Below are 18,324 nucleotides of genomic sequence, written 5' to 3'. Positions count from 1 at the left end.
ATAAGAAAATCATACTTGATTTACATGTCAGTTAGTTTAGAGTTATATTTTAGTCATGTTACAAAAATTTATACTTTTACTACATAAGGTTTAAAAGCAGACATCGTATAAAGTGATAGAAGAGAATAAAAAATGAATCGTTTTCCCCAATCTTCACATCAGTAAACCACTCAAAAGACCGTCTTCTCAACCACTCCCACACCAAGCATTTATCCGTCAAAAAGAGACCGAGATAGGTCATCTCAGTCCCTTTCCATCTATAACTCCATTAAAAAACCATATATTTCTTGCACGGTCCCCAGTGCCATAATTTCTTGATTTTTTACAGTTTGTTTGAGATTTTGGTAAATCTGACTTTCAGCAATTTCCCTTTTCGGCGCTTCTTTATTGACTGTCATGACCCCATCTTTGATTGTCACAAAGCCTAGCTCCTCAAATACTTGAATCATCTTGACCAGTAAGATTTGTTGGATATTGAGATAAGTAGCCAGATCCTTCAGCTTATAGCGAATATCAAACTCTGGAAACTGGTAAATGGTCTTGTACAATTTGGCAAACTGCTCTCTAGTCCCATAACCTGTCAGATAGTAGGCCTTGTCAATATCATTTTTAAAATAGACAGCAGAGAAGTGTTGTTCTTGAAAAACAGTCTTCAGAAGGGTAATATCCTCAGGAATGGTTTTTACAACAACCGCTTCACTAGTCGCTAGATTCGGCAACTCTCCAGAGAAATCCAAGACTGGAACCCCTTCTGGCAAGACTGCATTCTTCCCACGAATGTTAAAGAGTTGAACACCTTCCACTCGTGCATCCACCATCATCAACTGGAGGGCAGTTTGGCCATTCCATTGATTGACAGACAGGGTGACTGCCAACTCTAAGTTTTTTGTCTGAGCAAACTCTGTCGCCCATCTGCCTTGTCCGAAGGCCACCACTTCAAAACTAGCTTCTCCCTTAGAAATTTTTAATTTGAGGTGAGTATTTCCCGCCCCCATACTGCGAGCACTCTCGACATTGAAATCCCTGATGTAAAAAACAGGTTTCTGATTGTCCATCCCAAAAGGTGCCAAACGTTCAAAGCTTTTAACCGTTTCTAAGCTAAGTGTCTCCAAATCCAACTCTTCATCTAGATTTAACTTGTTCTTACCACTAGCATCTGCACCTTTTTCACGGATATAGTCTTCCAAGACCTGAGATAAATCTGAAAGTTTCTCCACTTCTAGCGTCATCCCTGCAGCACCAGCATGGCCACCAAATGCGATAAATAGGTCTCGATGAGGATCCAGAGCCTCAAAAATATCGACCGCCTCCACACTACGAGCACTACCCTTGGCACGACCGTCTTCTATATTAAGAACGATAACTGTCTGCCCTAGTTCTTCCAACAAACGACCAGCAACGATACCCAGAACGCCAGGATTCCAGCCTTCCTTAGCCAAAACCTGGACCTTCTTCTCAGGATCCACCATAGTCTTAGCTTCTTCATAGATAGATTGTACAATTTCCTTACGCTCTTCGTTTTTTTGGTGAATCATAAGGGCAATCTCATGAGCTTCCTCGTCGTCAAATCCAGTCAACAAATCAATAGCTGGATTAGGATCATCCAAGCGCCCTAAGGCATTTAAACGAGGAGCAATCTGGAATCCAACCGTTTCTTCTGTCACTTCATTCGCAGCAATCCCAGCCATGTCCAGCATTTCTTGCAGACCGATGCGCTGGGTATGTCCCAACATCTCTAGACCATATTGAACCATGATACGGTTTTCATCCGTCAAGCTCACCATATCGGCAATAGTTCCGATAGCGACCAAATCAAGCAACTCCACTTGCACTTCTTCTAAAAGAGCGCAAGCCAGCTTGAAAGCAACTCCGCAACCAGCCAGATATTTGAATGGATAGTCAGCATCCGAATGTTCAGGGTGGACAATCGCATAGGCATCAGGTAGGGTTTCAGGCATGGAATGATGGTCAGTCACAATGACATCCACTCCCATAGACTGAGCTAGTTCAATAGCCTCGTGACCTGCAACCCCATTGTCCACTGTCACAATCAAGGAAATCCCCTCTTGCTCGATAAAGTATTTATAGACACTGGCATTAGGGCCATAGCCATCTGTAAAGCGATTGGGCAGGTAAACACGACACTCGGCACCAAGTTGTTCCAAACTTTCCTTCACAATCGAAGCCGAAGTCATACCATCCGCATCATAGTCTCCATAGATGAGGATGTTTTCCCCTTCTTCAATTGCCTGACGAATCCGCTCCACTGCCTTGTCCATATCATGGAGCAGATAGGGATCGTGCAAGTCTTCCAAAGAAGGTTCTAAGAACTTCTTTAGACTTTCTTCGTTCTGAATCCCTCTTTCAAATAATAACCGAGCCACCTCAGGACCCAGTCCAGCCTTCTTGGCTATCTTTGTAAAATCCGCATCTTCAACCTGCGGGGCAAACTGCCATTCATAAGTAGGAGTTATCAAAAAAAAACATCCACTCTTTCTAAGAATTCTATCGTTTCATTATAACACGATTTAGGCTTTTTCTCTATCCTGACTACTTTTTACTACAATTTTACTAATTTTTTTCTGATTCAATTTGACAAGACAAATCTTTTGTTGTAAAATCATGTTATAAAATCTAACACAAAGGAGATCTCTCATGGCTTTAGTAGAATTTAAAAACGTCGAAAAATATTACGGAGACTATCACGCACTCCGCGACATCAATCTCCGTTTTGAAAAAGGACAAGTCGTTGTCCTGCTTGGACCTTCTGGTTCTGGGAAGTCCACTCTTATCCGTACGATCAATGGTTTGGAGGCTGTTGACAAAGGAAGTCTCCTGGTCAATGGACACCAAGTAGCAGGTGCCAGTCAGAAAGATTTAGTTCCTCTTCGTAAGGAAGTAGGCATGGTTTTTCAACATTTTAACCTTTATCCACACAAAACAGTGTTAGAAAATGTAACACTTGCACCCATTAAAGTTCTAGGAATTGATAAAAAAGAAGCTGAAAAAACAGCCCAAAAATATCTGGAATTTGTAAATATGTGGGACAAGAAAGATTCCTATCCAGCCATGCTATCTGGTGGACAAAAACAACGGATTGCCATCGCACGCGGACTCGCTATGCATCCCGAACTCCTCCTCTTTGATGAGCCAACATCTGCTCTTGATCCTGAGACTATCGGAGATGTTCTAGCAGTTATGCAAAAACTAGCGCATGACGGGATGAACATGATCATCGTTACCCACGAAATGGGCTTTGCCCGTGAAGTTGCTGACCGTATCATCTTTATGGCCGACGGAGAAGTTTTGGTGGATACGACAGATGTCGATGACTTTTTCGACAATCCAAGCGAACCTCGTGCCCAGCAATTCCTCAGCAAGATTATCAACCACGAAAGCGATAAAGTCAAATAAGGAGGCTCCTATGAAAAAGAAATTCTTTTTATCAGCATTATTGATCAGCCTTTTCAGTCTTGCTGCTGCCAAACCAGTCCAAGCCGATACTAGCATCGCAGACATTCAAAAAAGAGGCGAACTAGTTGTTGGTGTCAAACAAGACGTTCCTAATTTCGGCTACAAGGACCCTAAGACTGGAACTTATTCTGGTATCGAAACCGACTTATCCAAGATGATTGCAGACGAGCTCAAGGTCAAGGTTCGCTATGTGCCTGTTACCGCACAAACCCGTGGTCCCCTTCTTGACAATGAACAAGTCGACATGGATATCGCGACCTTCACCATCACAGACGAGCGTAAAAAACTCTACAACTTCACCAGTCCCTACTATACGGACGCTTCTGGTTTTTTGGTCAACAAATCTGCCAATATCAAAAGCTTTGAAGACCTAAACGGCAAAACCATCGGGGTTGCCCAAGGTTCCATCACCCAGCGCTTGATTACTGAACTGGGTAAAAAGAAAGGTCTAACCTTTAAATTCGTCGAACTTGGTTCCTACCCAGAATTGATTACTTCCCTTCACGCTCACCGTATTGATGCCTTTTCCGTGGACCGTTCTATCCTGTCTGGCTACACCAGTAAACGGACCGAACTACTAGATGATAGTTTTAAGCCATCTGACTACGGTATTGTTACCAAGAAATCAAACACCGAGCTCAATGACTATCTTGATACCTTGGTCACTAAATGGACCAAGGACGGTAGTTTGCAGAAGCTTTATGACCGTTACAAGCTTAAACCATCTAGCCATACTGCAGATTAAGGAGGACACCCCATGACAGATTTATCATCTTGGACAGCCTATTTTCAGGATTTTGGACAATTTTTTAATGGTTTCCTCTTCACTCTTGCCCTAGCGATTGGATCCTTTATCCTAGCTATGGCCTTAGGAATCATCTTTGGAGTCCTATCAACTAGCAAACATCAAATTTTAAGAATTTTGGCTCGTATCTTTGTCGAATTTTACCAAAATACTCCCCTCTTGGTGCAGTTTGTCATCGTCTTTTATGGTTTGCCTCTTATCAGTGAACACACCATCATGATTCCGATTTATTGGACAGCCGTTCTCTGCGTGGGACTCTATCACGGCGCCTATATTGCGGAGGTTATTCGTTCAGGGATTCAGTCTATTCCTAGTGGTCAGATGGAAGCCGCCCTGTCGCAAGGTTTTACCTATATCAGTGCCATGCGCTTGATTATCTTGCCTCAGGCCTTCCGTATCATTCTCCCTCCATTGACCAACCAAATCGTTAACCTTATCAAGAATACTTCAACGGTTGCTATCATCTCTGGAGTAGACTTGATGTTTGTGACCAAGTCTTGGTCAGCTCTCAACGGAAACTACATCCCTGCCTTTCTAGGTGCTGCCCTACTCTACTTTGCCCTTTGCTTCCCTGTCGCCCAATTTGGTCGCAAGATGGAGCAAGCCAACAAAAAAGCCTATTCACTTTAGGAGGTTACTATGGAATCTATTTTAGAAGTTTTGACCCCAGATAACCTAGTCTTTATCTTTAAAGGCTTCGGCTTGACCCTCTATATTTCTCTGATTGCCATTGTCCTTTCTACCCTGATTGGGACAGTGCTAGCCGTCATGAGAAATGGGAAAAATCCTGTCTTGCGAATCATCTCCAGTATTTATATCGAGTTTGTACGTAATGTTCCCAACCTTCTCTGGATTTTCACCATCTTTTTGGTTTTCAAGATGAAGTCGACGCCAGCTGGCATTACGGCCTTTACCCTTTTTACCTCAGCAGCCCTAGCTGAGATTATCCGAGGCGGTCTCAATGCTGTGGACAAAGGGCAGTATGAAGCAGGAATGTCGCAAGGATTCACTTCAGCCCAAATCCTCTACTACATCATTCTCCCACAAGCTATCCGTAAAATGTTGCCAGCAATCATTTCTCAGTTTGTAACCGTGATTAAGGATACCAGCCTTCTCTACTCTGTTATCGCCCTACAAGAACTCTTTGGCGCTAGTCAAATTCTCATGGGACGTTATTTCGAACCAGAGCAGGTCTTCAGTCTTTATATCCTGATTGCCCTCATATACTTCAGCTTTAACCTAGCAATTTCAAGCCTGTCCCGCATGTTAGCCAAACGCTGGCAACAAGCAGCGGAATAAAAAAGAAATGTGAACTCAAAACAAGGGTTCACATTTTTTACTACAAATGAAAAAGAGCAACTCTATGCTATGCAAACGTTTTACTTTTTGGTAAAATGACTTTAAAACCATAACGTAAGGAGAAAAACAATGATCCAAGAACTTTACAAAGAATTCTCTCAACTGAAACAAGTTGAAGCCATCGCTCTAGGTGGTTCACGTGCAGGACAAGACTATGATCAAAATTCTGATTATGATGTCTACATCTATCTCAACTCTCCCATCGATGAGGCAATTCGACAAAATATTTTGACTAAGTACTGCTCCTATATGGAAATTGGAAACCAGTTTTGGGAATTAGAGGATGACTGTATACTAAACAACGGTATCCAAATCGAGTTGATTTATCGTTCGCTGGAGTCGTTTGAACAAGAACTAAACTCAACTGTTTTTCAGCATCAAGCCCAAAACGCTTATACAACCTGTATGTGGCACAATCTACTCCACAGTAAAATCCTATACGACCCGAATGGGCGCTATACTTCTCTCCAAAAAGCCTACCAGATTCCCTACCCACAGGAACTCAAAAAGCATATCATTGAAAGGCAACTCCTTTTACTAGAACAATCCATGCCTGCCTTCTCTCACCAAATAGAAAAAGCTATCAAACGCCAAGATTTTCTCAGTATGAATCACCGCTCAAGTGAATTTTTTGCTTCCTACTTTGACTTGTTGTTTGCACTCAATGAGCAAACCCATCCTGGTGAAAAACGAATGATTGACTATGCTAAGACCAATTGCGCTCTCCTACCTAAGCAATTTGAAGGAACTATTCGCGACTATTTCCTATTACTCTACCAACCGCAGCAAGGAAAGCAAGCGGTCCTAACCTTACAAACTATCTTAAAACAACTAAAGGACATTTTGCCATAAGTAAAAAATGAAGTGTGAACCTGAAACCAAGGCTCACATTTTTTTACTTAACTGTAAAGCATCTAGTACACTTGAACGCAATTCTTCTTGCCCAACTTCATAAAAAATCGGCAATGAAAAAAGAGGACTCTAGCCCTCTTACTTGATCATTTTATCCTGAGTTTCAGCTACAACCTGAGCCAGACTTGTCTGACGAAGTTGGTTCTCCATAGCTGCTTGAACATCAAACAACTTTTGGTCCAAGACCGCATGGATATTAGCACCAATTGGACAATTAGGATTTGGATTGTCATGGAAACTAAAGAGCTTACCAGATTTTCCTAAACACTCTACAGCTTGGTAGACATCCAACAAGCTGATATCCTGAAGGTCTTTTATTATCTCAGTTCCTCCCGTTCCACGAGCAACTGAAATCAATCCTGCTTTTTTGAGTTGCGATAAAGTCTTACGGATAATGACTGGATTTACCCCAACACTAGCCGCAAGAAAATCGCTGGTTACTTTACTATCTGTATCCTGCATTGCAATACTAATCATCATATGAGTCGCAATCGTAAATCGACTTGAAATTTGCATCTTCTTCTCCTTTCACATCCTATCTGATACCCATTATACCCTTTTGTGTTGTAATGTCAATTATTACCACAATATTATTTTTAATCAGAAAAAGCCTTGTATTCCCTAGTAAGTCCAATGACTGAGAGAATACAAAGGCTTATCTTTTACCCAATTTTACGAGCAGTTCCCTTTGTTTTGTGACTTGACCAGACTGAACTGATAGAAATCCCCGCACCAACCAAGGTAAAAACAGCTAACATCCCTAGATTAAAGAAATAATTATCTGGATATTCTCCGCTTGCAATTAGTTCATTGACCACTCGGAAAGCATAGGCAAACTCAACCCCTAGTTGAGCTACGACTTCCATTGCCAAATCGATTTGATTTACTAAAAAGACTGTAACTACCATCAAAACAACAGAAATCAGAATCCCTTTTCGTGATAACTTTCTTGCAAACATTTCATATCCTTTAATGGTACAAATTCCAAGAACAAGCCCCGCTGCGACAGCTACATAACCAAGACGAGCTATGAAAAGAGCAACCGCCCCACCAATCAAGGCTCCAAGTAAGGCTCCAATGGTACCAAGAAGAACATTTTCCTTCTGACTGTGATAAGAATCCATTTCAATTTGAAGATTACTCTTCAAAAATTGATAGCTTTCTTCATTGATAATGAAAACCGACTCTCCTAATTGATAAAGACTAACTGGCCCCTCTTGACCACTGTAGGCACACACTTGGACGAAATGATGGGTTTCAAGGAATTCTACAAGGTCTGTTATGAGCGTCTGTAACTTTTCGATTGTTTTGGATTTGCGCATGGCACCTTTTACGACAAAAGAAACAAGGTACTGGTTGATAGACAAGGTCGACAAGTTTGGAAGAGATTCACTCTTAAACTCATCCCAAACCAATTCATTTTCTTCTGAATCCGCAGGATTGCCATTCAAACTCACACTGACACAAAGTCGAAACTGATTTTTCACATCAGTTTCTTGCAGGAAAAGTAAATAGCCTGACTGCGTGCCATAAATACTACGCGAATCTTCGTCAAATTGCAAGTCCAACTCCGATGCAATGGCGTGTAACTCTTCTGGTTTCATTATCTGTCTCCTCTTATTTTGAATATCAATTAGTATGAGATTCAAATTATTTACATTCCGTTATTTTAACATAAATTTGAGAAGCCGTCAATTCGTATCCAGTTCGACTTATCGGAAAACAACAGTTCCTAGACTATCTTATTTCTAGCTAGAAGTCCTCTTAAAACCAATCTTTCTTGTCTCTTTCCATCCAGAGTTCAACATCCTGATCATAACCTTCTTGTTCACTAATCTGACCTAACAATTCGTGATTATGAGTATGGTGAATCCCATTTACCAAACTTTCATAGTAGACCTGGAAATAGGGGAGCTTCAAATCTTTAGCCAACTGCAATTCAGCTTCTACATCATAATCCACTCGACGAAAATCAACATCAGACAAACCGGCTTCATCAAACTCTAAAATCATATACTGAGCCCGTAGGTCCTTACGCAACTTCGCATCTAAAAAAAAGGGTTGTCCAATCGAACCTGGATTGAGAATCAACTGTCCGTCACTTCCGTAACGAAGAAACTGTTGGTGAATATGGCCATACACTGCGATAGAAGCATGCGGCTCCGTCACCAATCTATCAAAATCTTCTTGTTTTCCCGTATGAATCAACTCCCTTCCCCAGTTTTTATCAGGGAGATGGTGAGTGATTCCTACCGTCAAATCACCAAACTGACGATGAACTTGCATGGGTTGATTGTGGAGGTCTTCGATTTCTTTAGGGCTAATCTCTTCTAAAATGTACTGACTTTGGCGCAGGAGATAACGATGACTCGCTTTTGTAGGATCTAACTTACGATGTAGGCCTAGCCAGAGACTATTCTCCCAATTTCCCAGGACTCTTGCAGTAATAGGCAAGCTAGCTAAGAGATCTAATATCCTTCTACGTCCTGTCCCAGGCATCAGAATATCCCCTAAAAGCCAGTATTGGTCTACCTCTGCCGCTCTTGCATCAGCCAGAACAGCTTCCAGGGCTGTCGTATTTCCATGTATATCTGAAAGAACTGCTATTTTGGTCATTCTTTCTCCTTAATCCCACTTACTTCTTTTGTTAGTATTATAGCAGAAAACACTCAAAAAGAGCACTATCACTACTCACTGGATTAACTTGTAAAGGCTTCCAAGATGTGCTATAATATAAGTAGAGATTTCCCCTTCATTTAGGATTATGTGGTCTACACTATCTCTCAAATATCTCTCAATTTTTGCAGATTGGAGGACTATTGCCATGAAAAAATATCTTAAGTATATCCCATACTACCTTGTCATTTTCTTCTTTTACTGGCCCCTCTATGAGCTCCTCTCTCTACTCATCTCTGACCCATATACACTGAAGGGACTGTACATTTATAACATCATCCTCTTCTCACCTCTGGTAACCTTTATCGTATCCCTTCTTTATAGCTATCGTTTCCATTTCTCACTTTGGTGGCTACTCAGCATTGGTCTGCTCTATTGCTTTACCATCATCACCTTTGGCGAATTCATCCTGCTTTACTTCCTAGCCTATGAACTCTTTGCCCTACTTGGGTTGGCTGCTGGTGTGGGGATCAAGCATCTCTTCCAGAGAGCGAAAAACAAAAAAATTATACAAAAACCTTGAAAATTCTCGCAATCATGCTATAATAATGCATAGAGACAAGTCACTTAGTCCCTTTCTACTAGAGAGTGCGTGGTTGCTGGAAACGCATAGAAAGCCTAAACTGATACTACTCTACTGACTTTTATGCAAACATAAAACGGTGGCTACGTTAAAGCCAATCAGAGGTGTCCCTCTTTTTTGAGGAACATAAATGAAGGTGGAACCACGTTGCGACGTCCTTTTAGGATGTCGTTTTTATTTTGTCAGAAGGAGGAAGAATGATGCTTTATATGATTGGCGGATCGCCTTGTAGTGGAAAGTCAACAATTGCCTCACTTCTTGCTAGACAGTATCAACTACTTCATATCAAACTGGATGATTTGGTAGAAGAGATGATGAGTCAAGCAAGTGCAGACTCACAGCCAATTTGCCTTCTTAGGCAGGATAGAAATCCAGAACAAATCTGGATGAGAAATCCAGAAGAGATGGCAGATGAAGAATGGCGCTTTTATGAAGAGATTTTTCCTTATGTAAAATCTTACTTGATAAAAAATCAAAACAGACCTCTCTTGGTGGAGGGAGCAGGACTTTTGCCTCACTTGGTAAAGGAGCTTGAATGTCAAGCATCATCCTATCTATGCTTGACTCCTACAGCTGATTTTCAAAAAAAGCATTATATACAGAGAGAATGGGTTCCTTATGTCTTAGAGGGTACAACCAACCCCGAGCAAGCTTTTGAAAACTGGATGCAACGAGACATTCTTTTTGCTCAAATGGTTCGTAAGGAAGCGGTGCTATTAGGCTATCCTAGTCTCGTAACAGATGGTAGTCAATCAGAGAATCAGACTGCGGAAGAAGTTGCTCGGCTCTTAAAATTGTCCAACAAAAATAGAATAAATATTTAAGGAGAAAACCATGATTAAGATTACTTTCCCAGATGGCGCTGTTCGTGAATTCGAATCTGGCGTTACAACTTTTGAAATTGCCCAATCTATCAGCAATTCCCTCGCTAAAAAAGCCTTGGCTGGTAAATTCAACGGCAAACTCATTGACACGACTCGTGCTATCACTGAAGATGGAAGCATCGAAATCGTGACACCGGATCACGAAGATGCCCTTCCGATCTTGCGTCACTCAGCTGCTCACTTGTTTGCCCAAGCAGCTCGTCGCCTTTTCCCAGATATTCATTTGGGAGTTGGTCCAGCTATTGAAGATGGCTTCTACTACGATACTGACAATACTGCTGGTCAAATCTCCAACGAAGATCTTCCTCGTATCGAAGAAGAAATGAAAAAAATCGTTAAAGAAAACTTCCCATCAATCCGTGAAGAAGTGACGAAAGACGAGGCACGTGAAATCTTCAAGAACGACCCTTACAAGTTGGAATTGATCGAAGAACACTCAGAAGACGAGGGTGGTTTGACTATCTACCGTCAGGGTGAATACGTGGACCTTTGCCGTGGCCCACACGTTCCGTCAACAGGGCGCATCCAAATCTTCCACCTTCTTCATGTAGCTGGTGCCTACTGGCGTGGAAATAGCGACAACGCGATGATGCAACGGATCTACGGTACAGCTTGGTTTGACAAGAAAGACTTGAAAAACTACCTCCAAATGCGTGAAGAAGCTAAGGAACGTGACCACCGTAAACTTGGTAAAGAGCTGGACCTCTTCATGATTTCTCAAGAAGTTGGTCAAGGTTTGCCATTCTGGTTGCCAAACGGTGCGACGATCCGTCGTGAATTGGAGCGCTACATTGTCGACAAAGAGTTGGCTTCTGGCTACCAACACGTTTACACTCCACCACTTGCTTCTGTTGAGCTTTACAAGACTTCTGGTCACTGGGATCACTACCAAGAGGACATGTTCCCAACCATGGACATGGGGGACGGTGAAGAGTTTGTCCTTCGTCCAATGAACTGCCCACACCACATCCAAGTTTTCAAACACCATGTTCATTCTTACCGTGAGTTACCAATCCGTATCGCTGAAATCGGGATGATGCACCGTTACGAAAAATCTGGCGCCCTCACTGGTCTTCAACGTGTGCGTGAAATGTCTCTCAACGACGGTCACCTCTTTGTAACTCCTGAACAAATCCAAGAAGAATTCCAACGTGCCCTTCAGTTGATTATCGATGTTTATGAAGACTTTAACTTGACTGAATACCGCTTCCGTCTCTCTCTTCGTGACCCTCAAGATACTCACAAGTACTTTGACAACGATGAGATGTGGGAAAATGCCCAAACCATGCTACGTGCAGCCCTTGATGAAATGGGTGTGGACTACTTTGAAGCTGAAGGTGAGGCAGCCTTCTACGGACCAAAATTGGATATTCAAGTTAAGACTGCTCTCGGAAAAGAAGAAACCCTTTCGACTATCCAGCTTGACTTCTTGCTTCCAGAACGTTTCGACCTCAAATATATCGGAGCTGACGGGGAAGAACACCGTCCAGTTATGATTCACCGTGGTGTTATTTCAACCATGGAACGCTTCACAGCTATCTTGATTGAGAACTACAAAGGTGCGTTCCCAACATGGCTTGCACCACATCAAGTAACTCTCATCCCCGTTTCTAACGAAAAACACGTAGACTACGCATGGGAAGTGGCTAAGAAACTCCGTGACTGTGGTGTCCGTGCCGATGTGGATGAACGCAATGAAAAAATGCAGTTCAAGATCCGTGCTTCACAAACAAGCAAGATTCCTTACCAATTGATCGTTGGGGACAAGGAAATGGAAGATGGAACTGTCAACGTTCGTCGCTACGGCCAAAAAGAAACACAAACTGTCTCAGTTGATGATTTTGTTCAAGCTATCCTTGCTGATATTGCCAACAAATCACGCGTTGAGAAATAATACTCTTCGAAAATCAAATTCAAACCACGTCAACGTCGCCTTGCCGTACTCAAGTACAGCCTGCGGCTAGTTTCCTAGTTTGCTCTTTGATTTTCATTGAGTATAAGAGCCTAGCATAAAAGCCTCCATTCGGAGGCTTTTTCTCATTTATGTTTACTCAATAACGAGCTTCACTTCAGCGAATTTAATCCTTACTATCGTTCCTTTTCCGACCTCAGACTCAATGCGAATCTGGTGACCCAGTTCTTCAGAAATTTTCTTAGATAGATAAAGTCCAAGTCCAGATGACTGCTGGGTCAAACGACCATTGTAGCCTGAAAAGCCACGTTCAAAGACTCGGATCACATCACTGTTTTTAATCCCAATCCCCGTATCCTTGATACAGAGCTCCTGACCTTCCATATAAATCTCTAGCCCACCTTCCTTGGTGTACTTGAGACTGTTTGAGAGGATTTGTTCAATGACGACCAACAACCACTTCTTATCGGACACGATAGTTTTGTCGAGGTCATGTAGATTGACTGTTAGTCCCTTCTGGATAAAGAAAAGTGCGTACTTACGAACCATATCCTTGACCAAGTCCTCCACTTGAACCTGTTCAAAGACCAAGTCATCGTGAAAACTCTCTAAACGTAAGTACTGCAAAACCAGATTGGTATAGGAGTCAATCTTGAAAATTTCCTGTTCCAGTTGCTGCTTGACCTCCCGATCAGAGACTTCTGCTACTAAAAGGCGACTAGCTGCAATGGGCGTCTTGATCTGATGAACCCATAAGGTGTAGTAATCAAGCAAATCCGTCAGCTTGCTCTGCGCTTCCGACTTCTTTTGATACAATTCAGACTCACACTCTTCGAGTTTCTCTGCCAGCGCACATTCCAAAGGAGACTTGGGATTTCTCTCAGCATAGAGAACTTCCTGCCGGTAAACCTGAGCTTCTGCAAATATATCCCAAGCCAAAAATAAGAAGGTCAAAAAACTACTGAGCAGAAAGAAATAAAGAAAATAAGTTCCTAGACTAGCAAATAAAAACTGAAAGAGAAGGACGAGAAAGCCCAATGAAAAAATATAGGTAAAAACGCGACTGCGAGAGCGCAGATAGGCTAGAAAAAATGATTTCCAATCAAGCATGTTTCAGTCCGTATCCTATCCCTTTCTTGGTTTCGATAAACCCTGCTAAACCTTGCTCCTCCAACTTTTTGCGCAGGCGAGCAACGTTGACAGACAAGGTGTTATCATCAATGAAAAAGTCGCTATTCCAGAGTTCCCTCATCAAGTCATCACGCGCCACGATATTGCCAGCATGTTCAAACAGTACTCGCAAAATTTGAAATTCATTCTTGGTCAAACTCAGGACTTCTCCCTGATAGTGCAGGTCCATAGACTTGGTATTGAGGATCACACCTGCATACTCTAGCAAACTTTCATCCCGCCCAAACTCATAGGAACGGCGCAACAAACCCTGAACCTTAGCCAAAAGAACCTGCTGGTCAAAAGGCTTAGTTACAAAGTCATCCGCTCCCATATTGATTGCCATGACGATATCCATAGCCTGGTCTCTCGAAGACAGAAACATGATAGGTACCTTGGAAATTTTACGAATCTCCTGGCACCAGTGATAACCATTAAAGAGTGGCAAACCAATATCCATGAGTACCAAATGAGGTTCTGACTGAACAAAAAGACTCAATACTTCCATAAAATCTTCTACCAAAACAACCTCAAAACCCCACTCAGAGAGCAGTTTCCCCACTTGTTGCCGAATAACTTGGTCATCTTCTACTAGTAAAATCTTGTGCATGCGCTCCTCCTTTGTTATTTCTCAAAGTATCAAAACCCTTCATATCAGATTTACGGATCAGTATCTCATACTGTTTAGCAGCCTTTTCCCAAATTCAGATCAGAAAACAGATGCTAAATAGAGAACATTCCCACTGATATCATACCTTATTTTTAATTATAGTTCCAGCCTTATCCTATATTTTCCTTTTTGTGCTCATTTAGTTAGCGTTTCTTTAACTTATTTAATAGATCTAGCCTTCTTATTGACAAGCTAGCCATGATTTGTTAGAATATGAATGAACGAATAAAGTTATTCATTCATGAAAACTAAGGAGGTTAAATCATATTGGACAAAAAACAATCTTTAAAGACAGCAGCCTATGAAGTTTTTTCGAAAAAAGGTTACAAGGCAACAGGTATTTCAGAAATTGCTAGGCAAGCTGGTGTTGCAGTTGGTTCTTTTTATAACTATTACGAAAGTAAAGAAGCCATTTTTCTAGACATCTATATAGATGAAAACAACCGTGTTCGCCAAGCTATGATCGAAGAACTGGATTGGGAAATTGATATGACCGACCTCATTGGTCAACTCTTTGCTCAGTCCAGAACTCTCGTTTCTTCCAATAAAATCCTTGCAGAATGGTACAATCCTGCCATCGCAGATGAGTTACACAGCTACTATTCCTCGGAGGAAGGCAAAGTCGCAAATCCATTTCATCAGTTTCTAGTTAAAACTTTTACAAATCGTATGCAGGCTGAAGGGTACTCGCCAGAAAAGATTCAAGATATTTTACAGGTTTATAATCTGTTTTACTATATGGATATGCATATCACGGAAAAAGATTTTCCAGATATTGGCAAGACCGTTGAAATACTTGCAACTTACTTCATTAAAGGAATTCTTAAATAACAAATATAATTTAATTATAGGTGAATTGGAGAAAGAGGAATGAACATGGAATTTAGAAAAAAAGAGTACAAACCGTTTGACATTTTTGACAGTGAATGGGCGGCAATAACGGTAGGCAACAGGGAAAAGTTCAATGCCTGCCTCGTGTCATGGAGTAGCCTTGGAAATATTTGGGGAGCACCGGGAAAAAGTAAGGCGACTGTAACCCTATATATACATCCGTCAAGATATACAGCTGAGTTTATTGATGATAGTGAATACTTTACTGTAAGCTTTTTTGATCCAAAATATAAAAAGGCACTTGCATACCTTGGAAGTCATTCAGGAAGAAATGAAAATAAAATAGAAAATGCCGGACTTATGGCAATTCCTATAGGTAAGACAATGGGATTTAAAGAGGCAAAACAGACTTTTTTATGTAAAAAGCTTTGTAAGCAACAGTTTGACAAGGAGAGTTTTGTACAGGAAATAAGGGATTACTATGAATTGTATCCAGATATCTATACTGACGGACATGGTGGCTGGGAACCTCATTTTATTCTTATAGGTGAGATAGAACAGATTATAGATTAAATGGATATGCTATATTTGATATTATTTACATAGAAAGGACAAAATTTTTATAAGAAGAATTGATTTTTTTATTTTTTGAAAATATATGAATGAACTAATATTTTATTCATTCAATAATATAATAAAGGAGATTTTATCATGGACAAACAAGGAGTTAAAAAAATGAATGGATTAGGTATTACAGGAATTTCTCTTGCCATTATTGGTATTTTGATCATTATTTGGGGAGCTACACTACAACAGGTTGATTTATCAAACCCTGATTTTATGTCCTTTGCGACTGGAGGTATGATTTTGCTGGCTATAGGGTTATGTATGATTCCCGGCTTACCTGTTATTTTAAAAATTGCGGGTATTTGGTTGGCGGCATTAACTACCATGATTTATATTTACAGCCTACCTAATACTGATTTGCTTATCAAACTGATTGGCTTTATTCCTGTTATCGCACTGGCTACTTGGCTATCTTTTAAATTTTGGAAATGAGGAAAATAATGAAAAGAGGTAAAAAAATGTTGATAATTATTATATCTATTCTGGTGGCTATATGCCTTATTTCTTGGGGTGTAATAACCTATCTTGGACGTAGTCAAGCTTTGTCTTTAAAATCCATTGAAAATTTCAATGGGGACCTTTACTTAATACATTTGACGAAACCTACTAATATGACATGGAAAGCAGGGGCTTATGCCAAGTTTACACTCCTTGATACTTCTTCTACTACTAATAAAAACGAAGCTAAGGGAGAGCAAACCAGTCGATGGCTAACTATTGCCTCCACACCTGATGAAGATGAGATTCTCATTTTGACTCATAATAGTGGTAGCAACTTTAAGAACACCTTGACACATTTACCGGCTGGCAGTGAGATTGAGATGAGTTGGCTGGATTCCTCTTTGACTGTTAAAGATACGAATCAGCCACTAGTTTTCTTTGCATCTGATGTTGGTATTTCTGCTCTACGCCCCCTTATCAAAGAATGGTCTGGTAAATGTCCGATTATTCTCAACCATTTTGACAAAGGAGTTACTATTTTCGATAATGAGATGAAGGAACTGGCTCAAAAAACATCGAATTTTACTTATAAAACTAGCGATGAACTTTCTCAAAGTCAAGCATTTTTAAAACATGCTATTGATGAATACGGCAATCAAGCCAGCTATCTCATCACAGGTCAGCCTGATGATGTAAATGAGATGAAGAAGTTTTTAAAGGAAAATGGGATTGATAGCAAAAACATACAAGTAAGCTCGTTTAGAGGTTTGAAATAGGAGCAATCTATCTTCTATGTATTTCAATTAAACCCTACTAGGTCATTCAAACAAGCCTACTAGCCAATTCTATGTAAATGTGGTAGGATAAACATAGAGAAAGGAGCTTTTATGGCTAATATTTTTGACTACTTGAATGATGTAGCATACGATTCCTTTTATGACCTCCCCGTGAATGAGTTAGATGTTCTTGCCTTGACCGAATTAACCTATCTTCCTTTTGATGATGTAATCACCCAAGAACCAAAGCGTTTCATAGATCTAGCACCTCAAATCCCTAGAGAAACGACTATGCTGACCAATAAAAACCGTCTCCAGTTGTTGGATCAGCTCTCTCAACACAAACGGTTTAAAAATTGCAAGCTATCAAATTTTATCAATGATATTGATCCTGAATTGCAAAAACAGTTTGCGGCTATGACTTATCGTATCAGTCTCGATACTTATTTGCTTGTTTTTCGTGGGACGGATGATAGTATCATCGGTTGGAAAGAAGATTTCCATATGACCTATATGAAGGAAATCCCTGCTCAAAAACATGCCCTCCAGTATTTAGAGGACTTTTTTTCCCAACATCCTAACCAAAAGGTTATTCTAGCAGGGCATTCAAAAGGAGGCAATCTAGCTGTCTATGCTGCTAGTCAACTCGATCCACTTTTACAAAAAAACATTGTCGCTGTCTATACTTTTGATGCGCCTGGACTTCACAAGGAACTAACCGAAACAGCTGGCTATCAAAACATGATGGAAAGAACGAAAGTGTTTATCCCACAAGGTTCTATCATCGGGATGACGCTGGAAATTCCGGATAAAAAAATCGTCGTTCGAAGCACCGCCTTAGGTGGCCTTGCTCAGCACGACACCTTTAGTTGGCAGGTTGAAGACAAACACTTTGTCCAACTAGACGAGACCAATAGTGACAGCCAGCAAGTCGATACAACCTTTAAGGAATGGGTTGAGACGGTCCCTGATACTGAACTGCAGCTCTACTTTGACCTCTTTTTTGGAATCATTCTCGATGCAGGCATCTCTTCTATCAACGACCTCTCTTCCTTCAAGGTCATTGAACACATTCACCATCTCTTTGTCCAAGCCCAATCCCTCACTCCCGAAGAAAGAGAAACCATGGGGCGCCTAACCCAACTCTTGATCGACACCCGCTACCAAGCTTGGAAAAATCGAGAATAGACAAAAAACCAACTAA

The 18,324-nt window shown here is 41.0% G+C and carries 19 protein-coding genes; 13 read left to right on the top strand and 6 right to left on the bottom strand.

What is annotated here, in order from left to right; genetic code table 11:
* Nucleotides 1-257: 257 nt before the first annotated feature.
* Entirely contained in the window at nt 258-2,477 is a 2,220-nt protein-coding gene (gene recJ / locus HMPREF8571_RS05035; protein WP_000632603.1) for a single-stranded-DNA-specific exonuclease RecJ, read from the bottom strand.
* Between the two features lie 178 nt (nt 2,478-2,655).
* On the opposite strand from recJ, the gene HMPREF8571_RS05030 reads away from it, so the two are divergent.
* From HMPREF8571_RS05030 to HMPREF8571_RS05010, 5 genes are all read left to right on the top strand, one after another.
* On the top strand, nt 2,656-3,414 hold the full coding sequence (locus HMPREF8571_RS05030) for an amino acid ABC transporter ATP-binding protein (protein ID WP_001229587.1): 759 nt from the start codon (nt 2,656-2,658) through the stop codon (nt 3,412-3,414).
* Between the two features lie 10 nt (nt 3,415-3,424).
* Nucleotides 3,425-4,219, top strand: a complete 795-nt coding sequence (locus HMPREF8571_RS05025; protein WP_000726185.1) for a transporter substrate-binding domain-containing protein — start codon at nt 3,425-3,427, stop codon at nt 4,217-4,219.
* 12 nt (nt 4,220-4,231) lie between these two features.
* Nucleotides 4,232-4,909, top strand: coding sequence for an amino acid ABC transporter permease (locus HMPREF8571_RS05020; protein ID WP_000131119.1), 678 nt, complete (start codon nt 4,232-4,234; stop codon nt 4,907-4,909).
* 9 nt (nt 4,910-4,918) lie between these two features.
* Nucleotides 4,919-5,578 carry an amino acid ABC transporter permease gene (locus HMPREF8571_RS05015; protein WP_000443891.1) on the top strand — a complete coding sequence of 220 codons (660 nt, stop codon included), beginning with the start codon at nt 4,919-4,921 and terminating at the stop codon, nt 5,576-5,578.
* Nucleotides 5,579-5,707: 129 nt separating this feature from the next.
* The gene (locus HMPREF8571_RS05010; RefSeq protein ID WP_000613945.1) at nt 5,708-6,490 is read left to right on the top strand and encodes a DUF4037 domain-containing protein; all 783 of its coding nucleotides are present in this window, start codon (nt 5,708-5,710) and stop codon (nt 6,488-6,490) included.
* A gap of 138 nt (nt 6,491-6,628) precedes the next feature.
* Here the strand turns inward: HMPREF8571_RS05010 and HMPREF8571_RS05005 are convergent, their stop codons facing one another.
* The 3 genes from HMPREF8571_RS05005 to HMPREF8571_RS04995 all read right to left on the bottom strand — a co-directional run bounded on the left by HMPREF8571_RS05005 (nt 6,629) and on the right by HMPREF8571_RS04995 (nt 9,166).
* A complete protein-coding gene (locus HMPREF8571_RS05005; protein WP_001167396.1) occupies nt 6,629-7,066 on the bottom strand; it encodes an Rrf2 family transcriptional regulator in 438 nt (145 codons plus the stop codon).
* Between the two features lie 146 nt (nt 7,067-7,212).
* On the bottom strand, nt 7,213-8,154 hold the full coding sequence (locus HMPREF8571_RS05000) for a hypothetical protein (RefSeq protein WP_000801522.1): 942 nt from the start codon (nt 8,152-8,154) through the stop codon (nt 7,213-7,215).
* A 160-nt stretch (nt 8,155-8,314) separates the two neighbouring features.
* Nucleotides 8,315-9,166: a metallophosphoesterase family protein gene (locus HMPREF8571_RS04995; RefSeq protein ID WP_000161109.1), complete on the bottom strand. Its 852-nt coding sequence runs from the start codon at nt 9,164-9,166 to the stop codon at nt 8,315-8,317.
* Between the two features lie 208 nt (nt 9,167-9,374).
* Between HMPREF8571_RS04995 and HMPREF8571_RS04990 the strand changes: the two genes are divergently transcribed.
* The 3 genes from HMPREF8571_RS04990 (at nt 9,375) to thrS (ending at nt 12,587) form a co-directional block, all read left to right on the top strand.
* On the top strand, nt 9,375-9,749 hold the full coding sequence (locus HMPREF8571_RS04990) for a hypothetical protein (RefSeq protein ID WP_000760374.1): 375 nt from the start codon (nt 9,375-9,377) through the stop codon (nt 9,747-9,749).
* Between the two features lie 257 nt (nt 9,750-10,006).
* A complete protein-coding gene (locus HMPREF8571_RS04985; RefSeq protein ID WP_004239880.1) occupies nt 10,007-10,633 on the top strand; it encodes a hypothetical protein in 627 nt (208 codons plus the stop codon).
* Nucleotides 10,634-10,643: 10 nt separating this feature from the next.
* On the top strand, nt 10,644-12,587 hold the full coding sequence (thrS, locus tag HMPREF8571_RS04980; protein WP_000591032.1) for a threonine--tRNA ligase: 1,944 nt from the start codon (nt 10,644-10,646) through the stop codon (nt 12,585-12,587).
* A 153-nt stretch (nt 12,588-12,740) separates the two neighbouring features.
* Here thrS and HMPREF8571_RS04975 read toward each other — a convergent pair whose 3' ends face one another.
* Together HMPREF8571_RS04975 and HMPREF8571_RS04970 are read right to left on the bottom strand one after the other, a co-directional pair.
* Nucleotides 12,741-13,715: a sensor histidine kinase gene (locus HMPREF8571_RS04975; protein WP_000887985.1), complete on the bottom strand. Its 975-nt coding sequence runs from the start codon at nt 13,713-13,715 to the stop codon at nt 12,741-12,743.
* A complete protein-coding gene (locus HMPREF8571_RS04970) occupies nt 13,708-14,385 on the bottom strand; it encodes a response regulator transcription factor (protein WP_000548981.1) in 678 nt (225 codons plus the stop codon). The genes HMPREF8571_RS04975 and HMPREF8571_RS04970 overlap by 8 nt, the downstream gene beginning before the upstream one ends.
* 321 nt (nt 14,386-14,706) lie before the next feature.
* Between HMPREF8571_RS04970 and HMPREF8571_RS04965 the strand changes: the two genes are divergently transcribed.
* The 5 genes from HMPREF8571_RS04965 to HMPREF8571_RS04945 all read left to right on the top strand — a co-directional run bounded on the left by HMPREF8571_RS04965 (nt 14,707) and on the right by HMPREF8571_RS04945 (nt 18,308).
* Entirely contained in the window at nt 14,707-15,276 is a 570-nt protein-coding gene (locus tag HMPREF8571_RS04965) for a TetR/AcrR family transcriptional regulator (protein WP_033682675.1), read from the top strand.
* A gap of 45 nt (nt 15,277-15,321) precedes the next feature.
* On the top strand, nt 15,322-15,849 hold the full coding sequence (locus HMPREF8571_RS04960; RefSeq protein ID WP_025168435.1) for a flavin reductase: 528 nt from the start codon (nt 15,322-15,324) through the stop codon (nt 15,847-15,849).
* 162 nt (nt 15,850-16,011) lie between these two features.
* Nucleotides 16,012-16,335: a hypothetical protein gene (locus HMPREF8571_RS04955; RefSeq protein ID WP_025168434.1), complete on the top strand. Its 324-nt coding sequence runs from the start codon at nt 16,012-16,014 to the stop codon at nt 16,333-16,335.
* A gap of 8 nt (nt 16,336-16,343) precedes the next feature.
* On the top strand, nt 16,344-17,120 hold the full coding sequence (locus HMPREF8571_RS04950; protein WP_000820273.1) for a hypothetical protein: 777 nt from the start codon (nt 16,344-16,346) through the stop codon (nt 17,118-17,120).
* Nucleotides 17,121-17,231: 111 nt separating this feature from the next.
* Entirely contained in the window at nt 17,232-18,308 is a 1,077-nt protein-coding gene (locus tag HMPREF8571_RS04945; protein WP_001273849.1) for a DUF2974 domain-containing protein, read from the top strand.
* Nucleotides 18,309-18,324 lie beyond the last annotated feature (16 nt).

Origin of the sequence: Streptococcus mitis ATCC 6249 (genome assembly GCF_000146585.1) — a bacterium.
GTDB lineage: Bacteria > Bacillota > Bacilli > Lactobacillales > Streptococcaceae > Streptococcus > Streptococcus mitis_AZ.
Note: the sequence above shows the minus strand (reverse complement) of the source record. Positions and strands in the feature narration are given on the sequence as shown.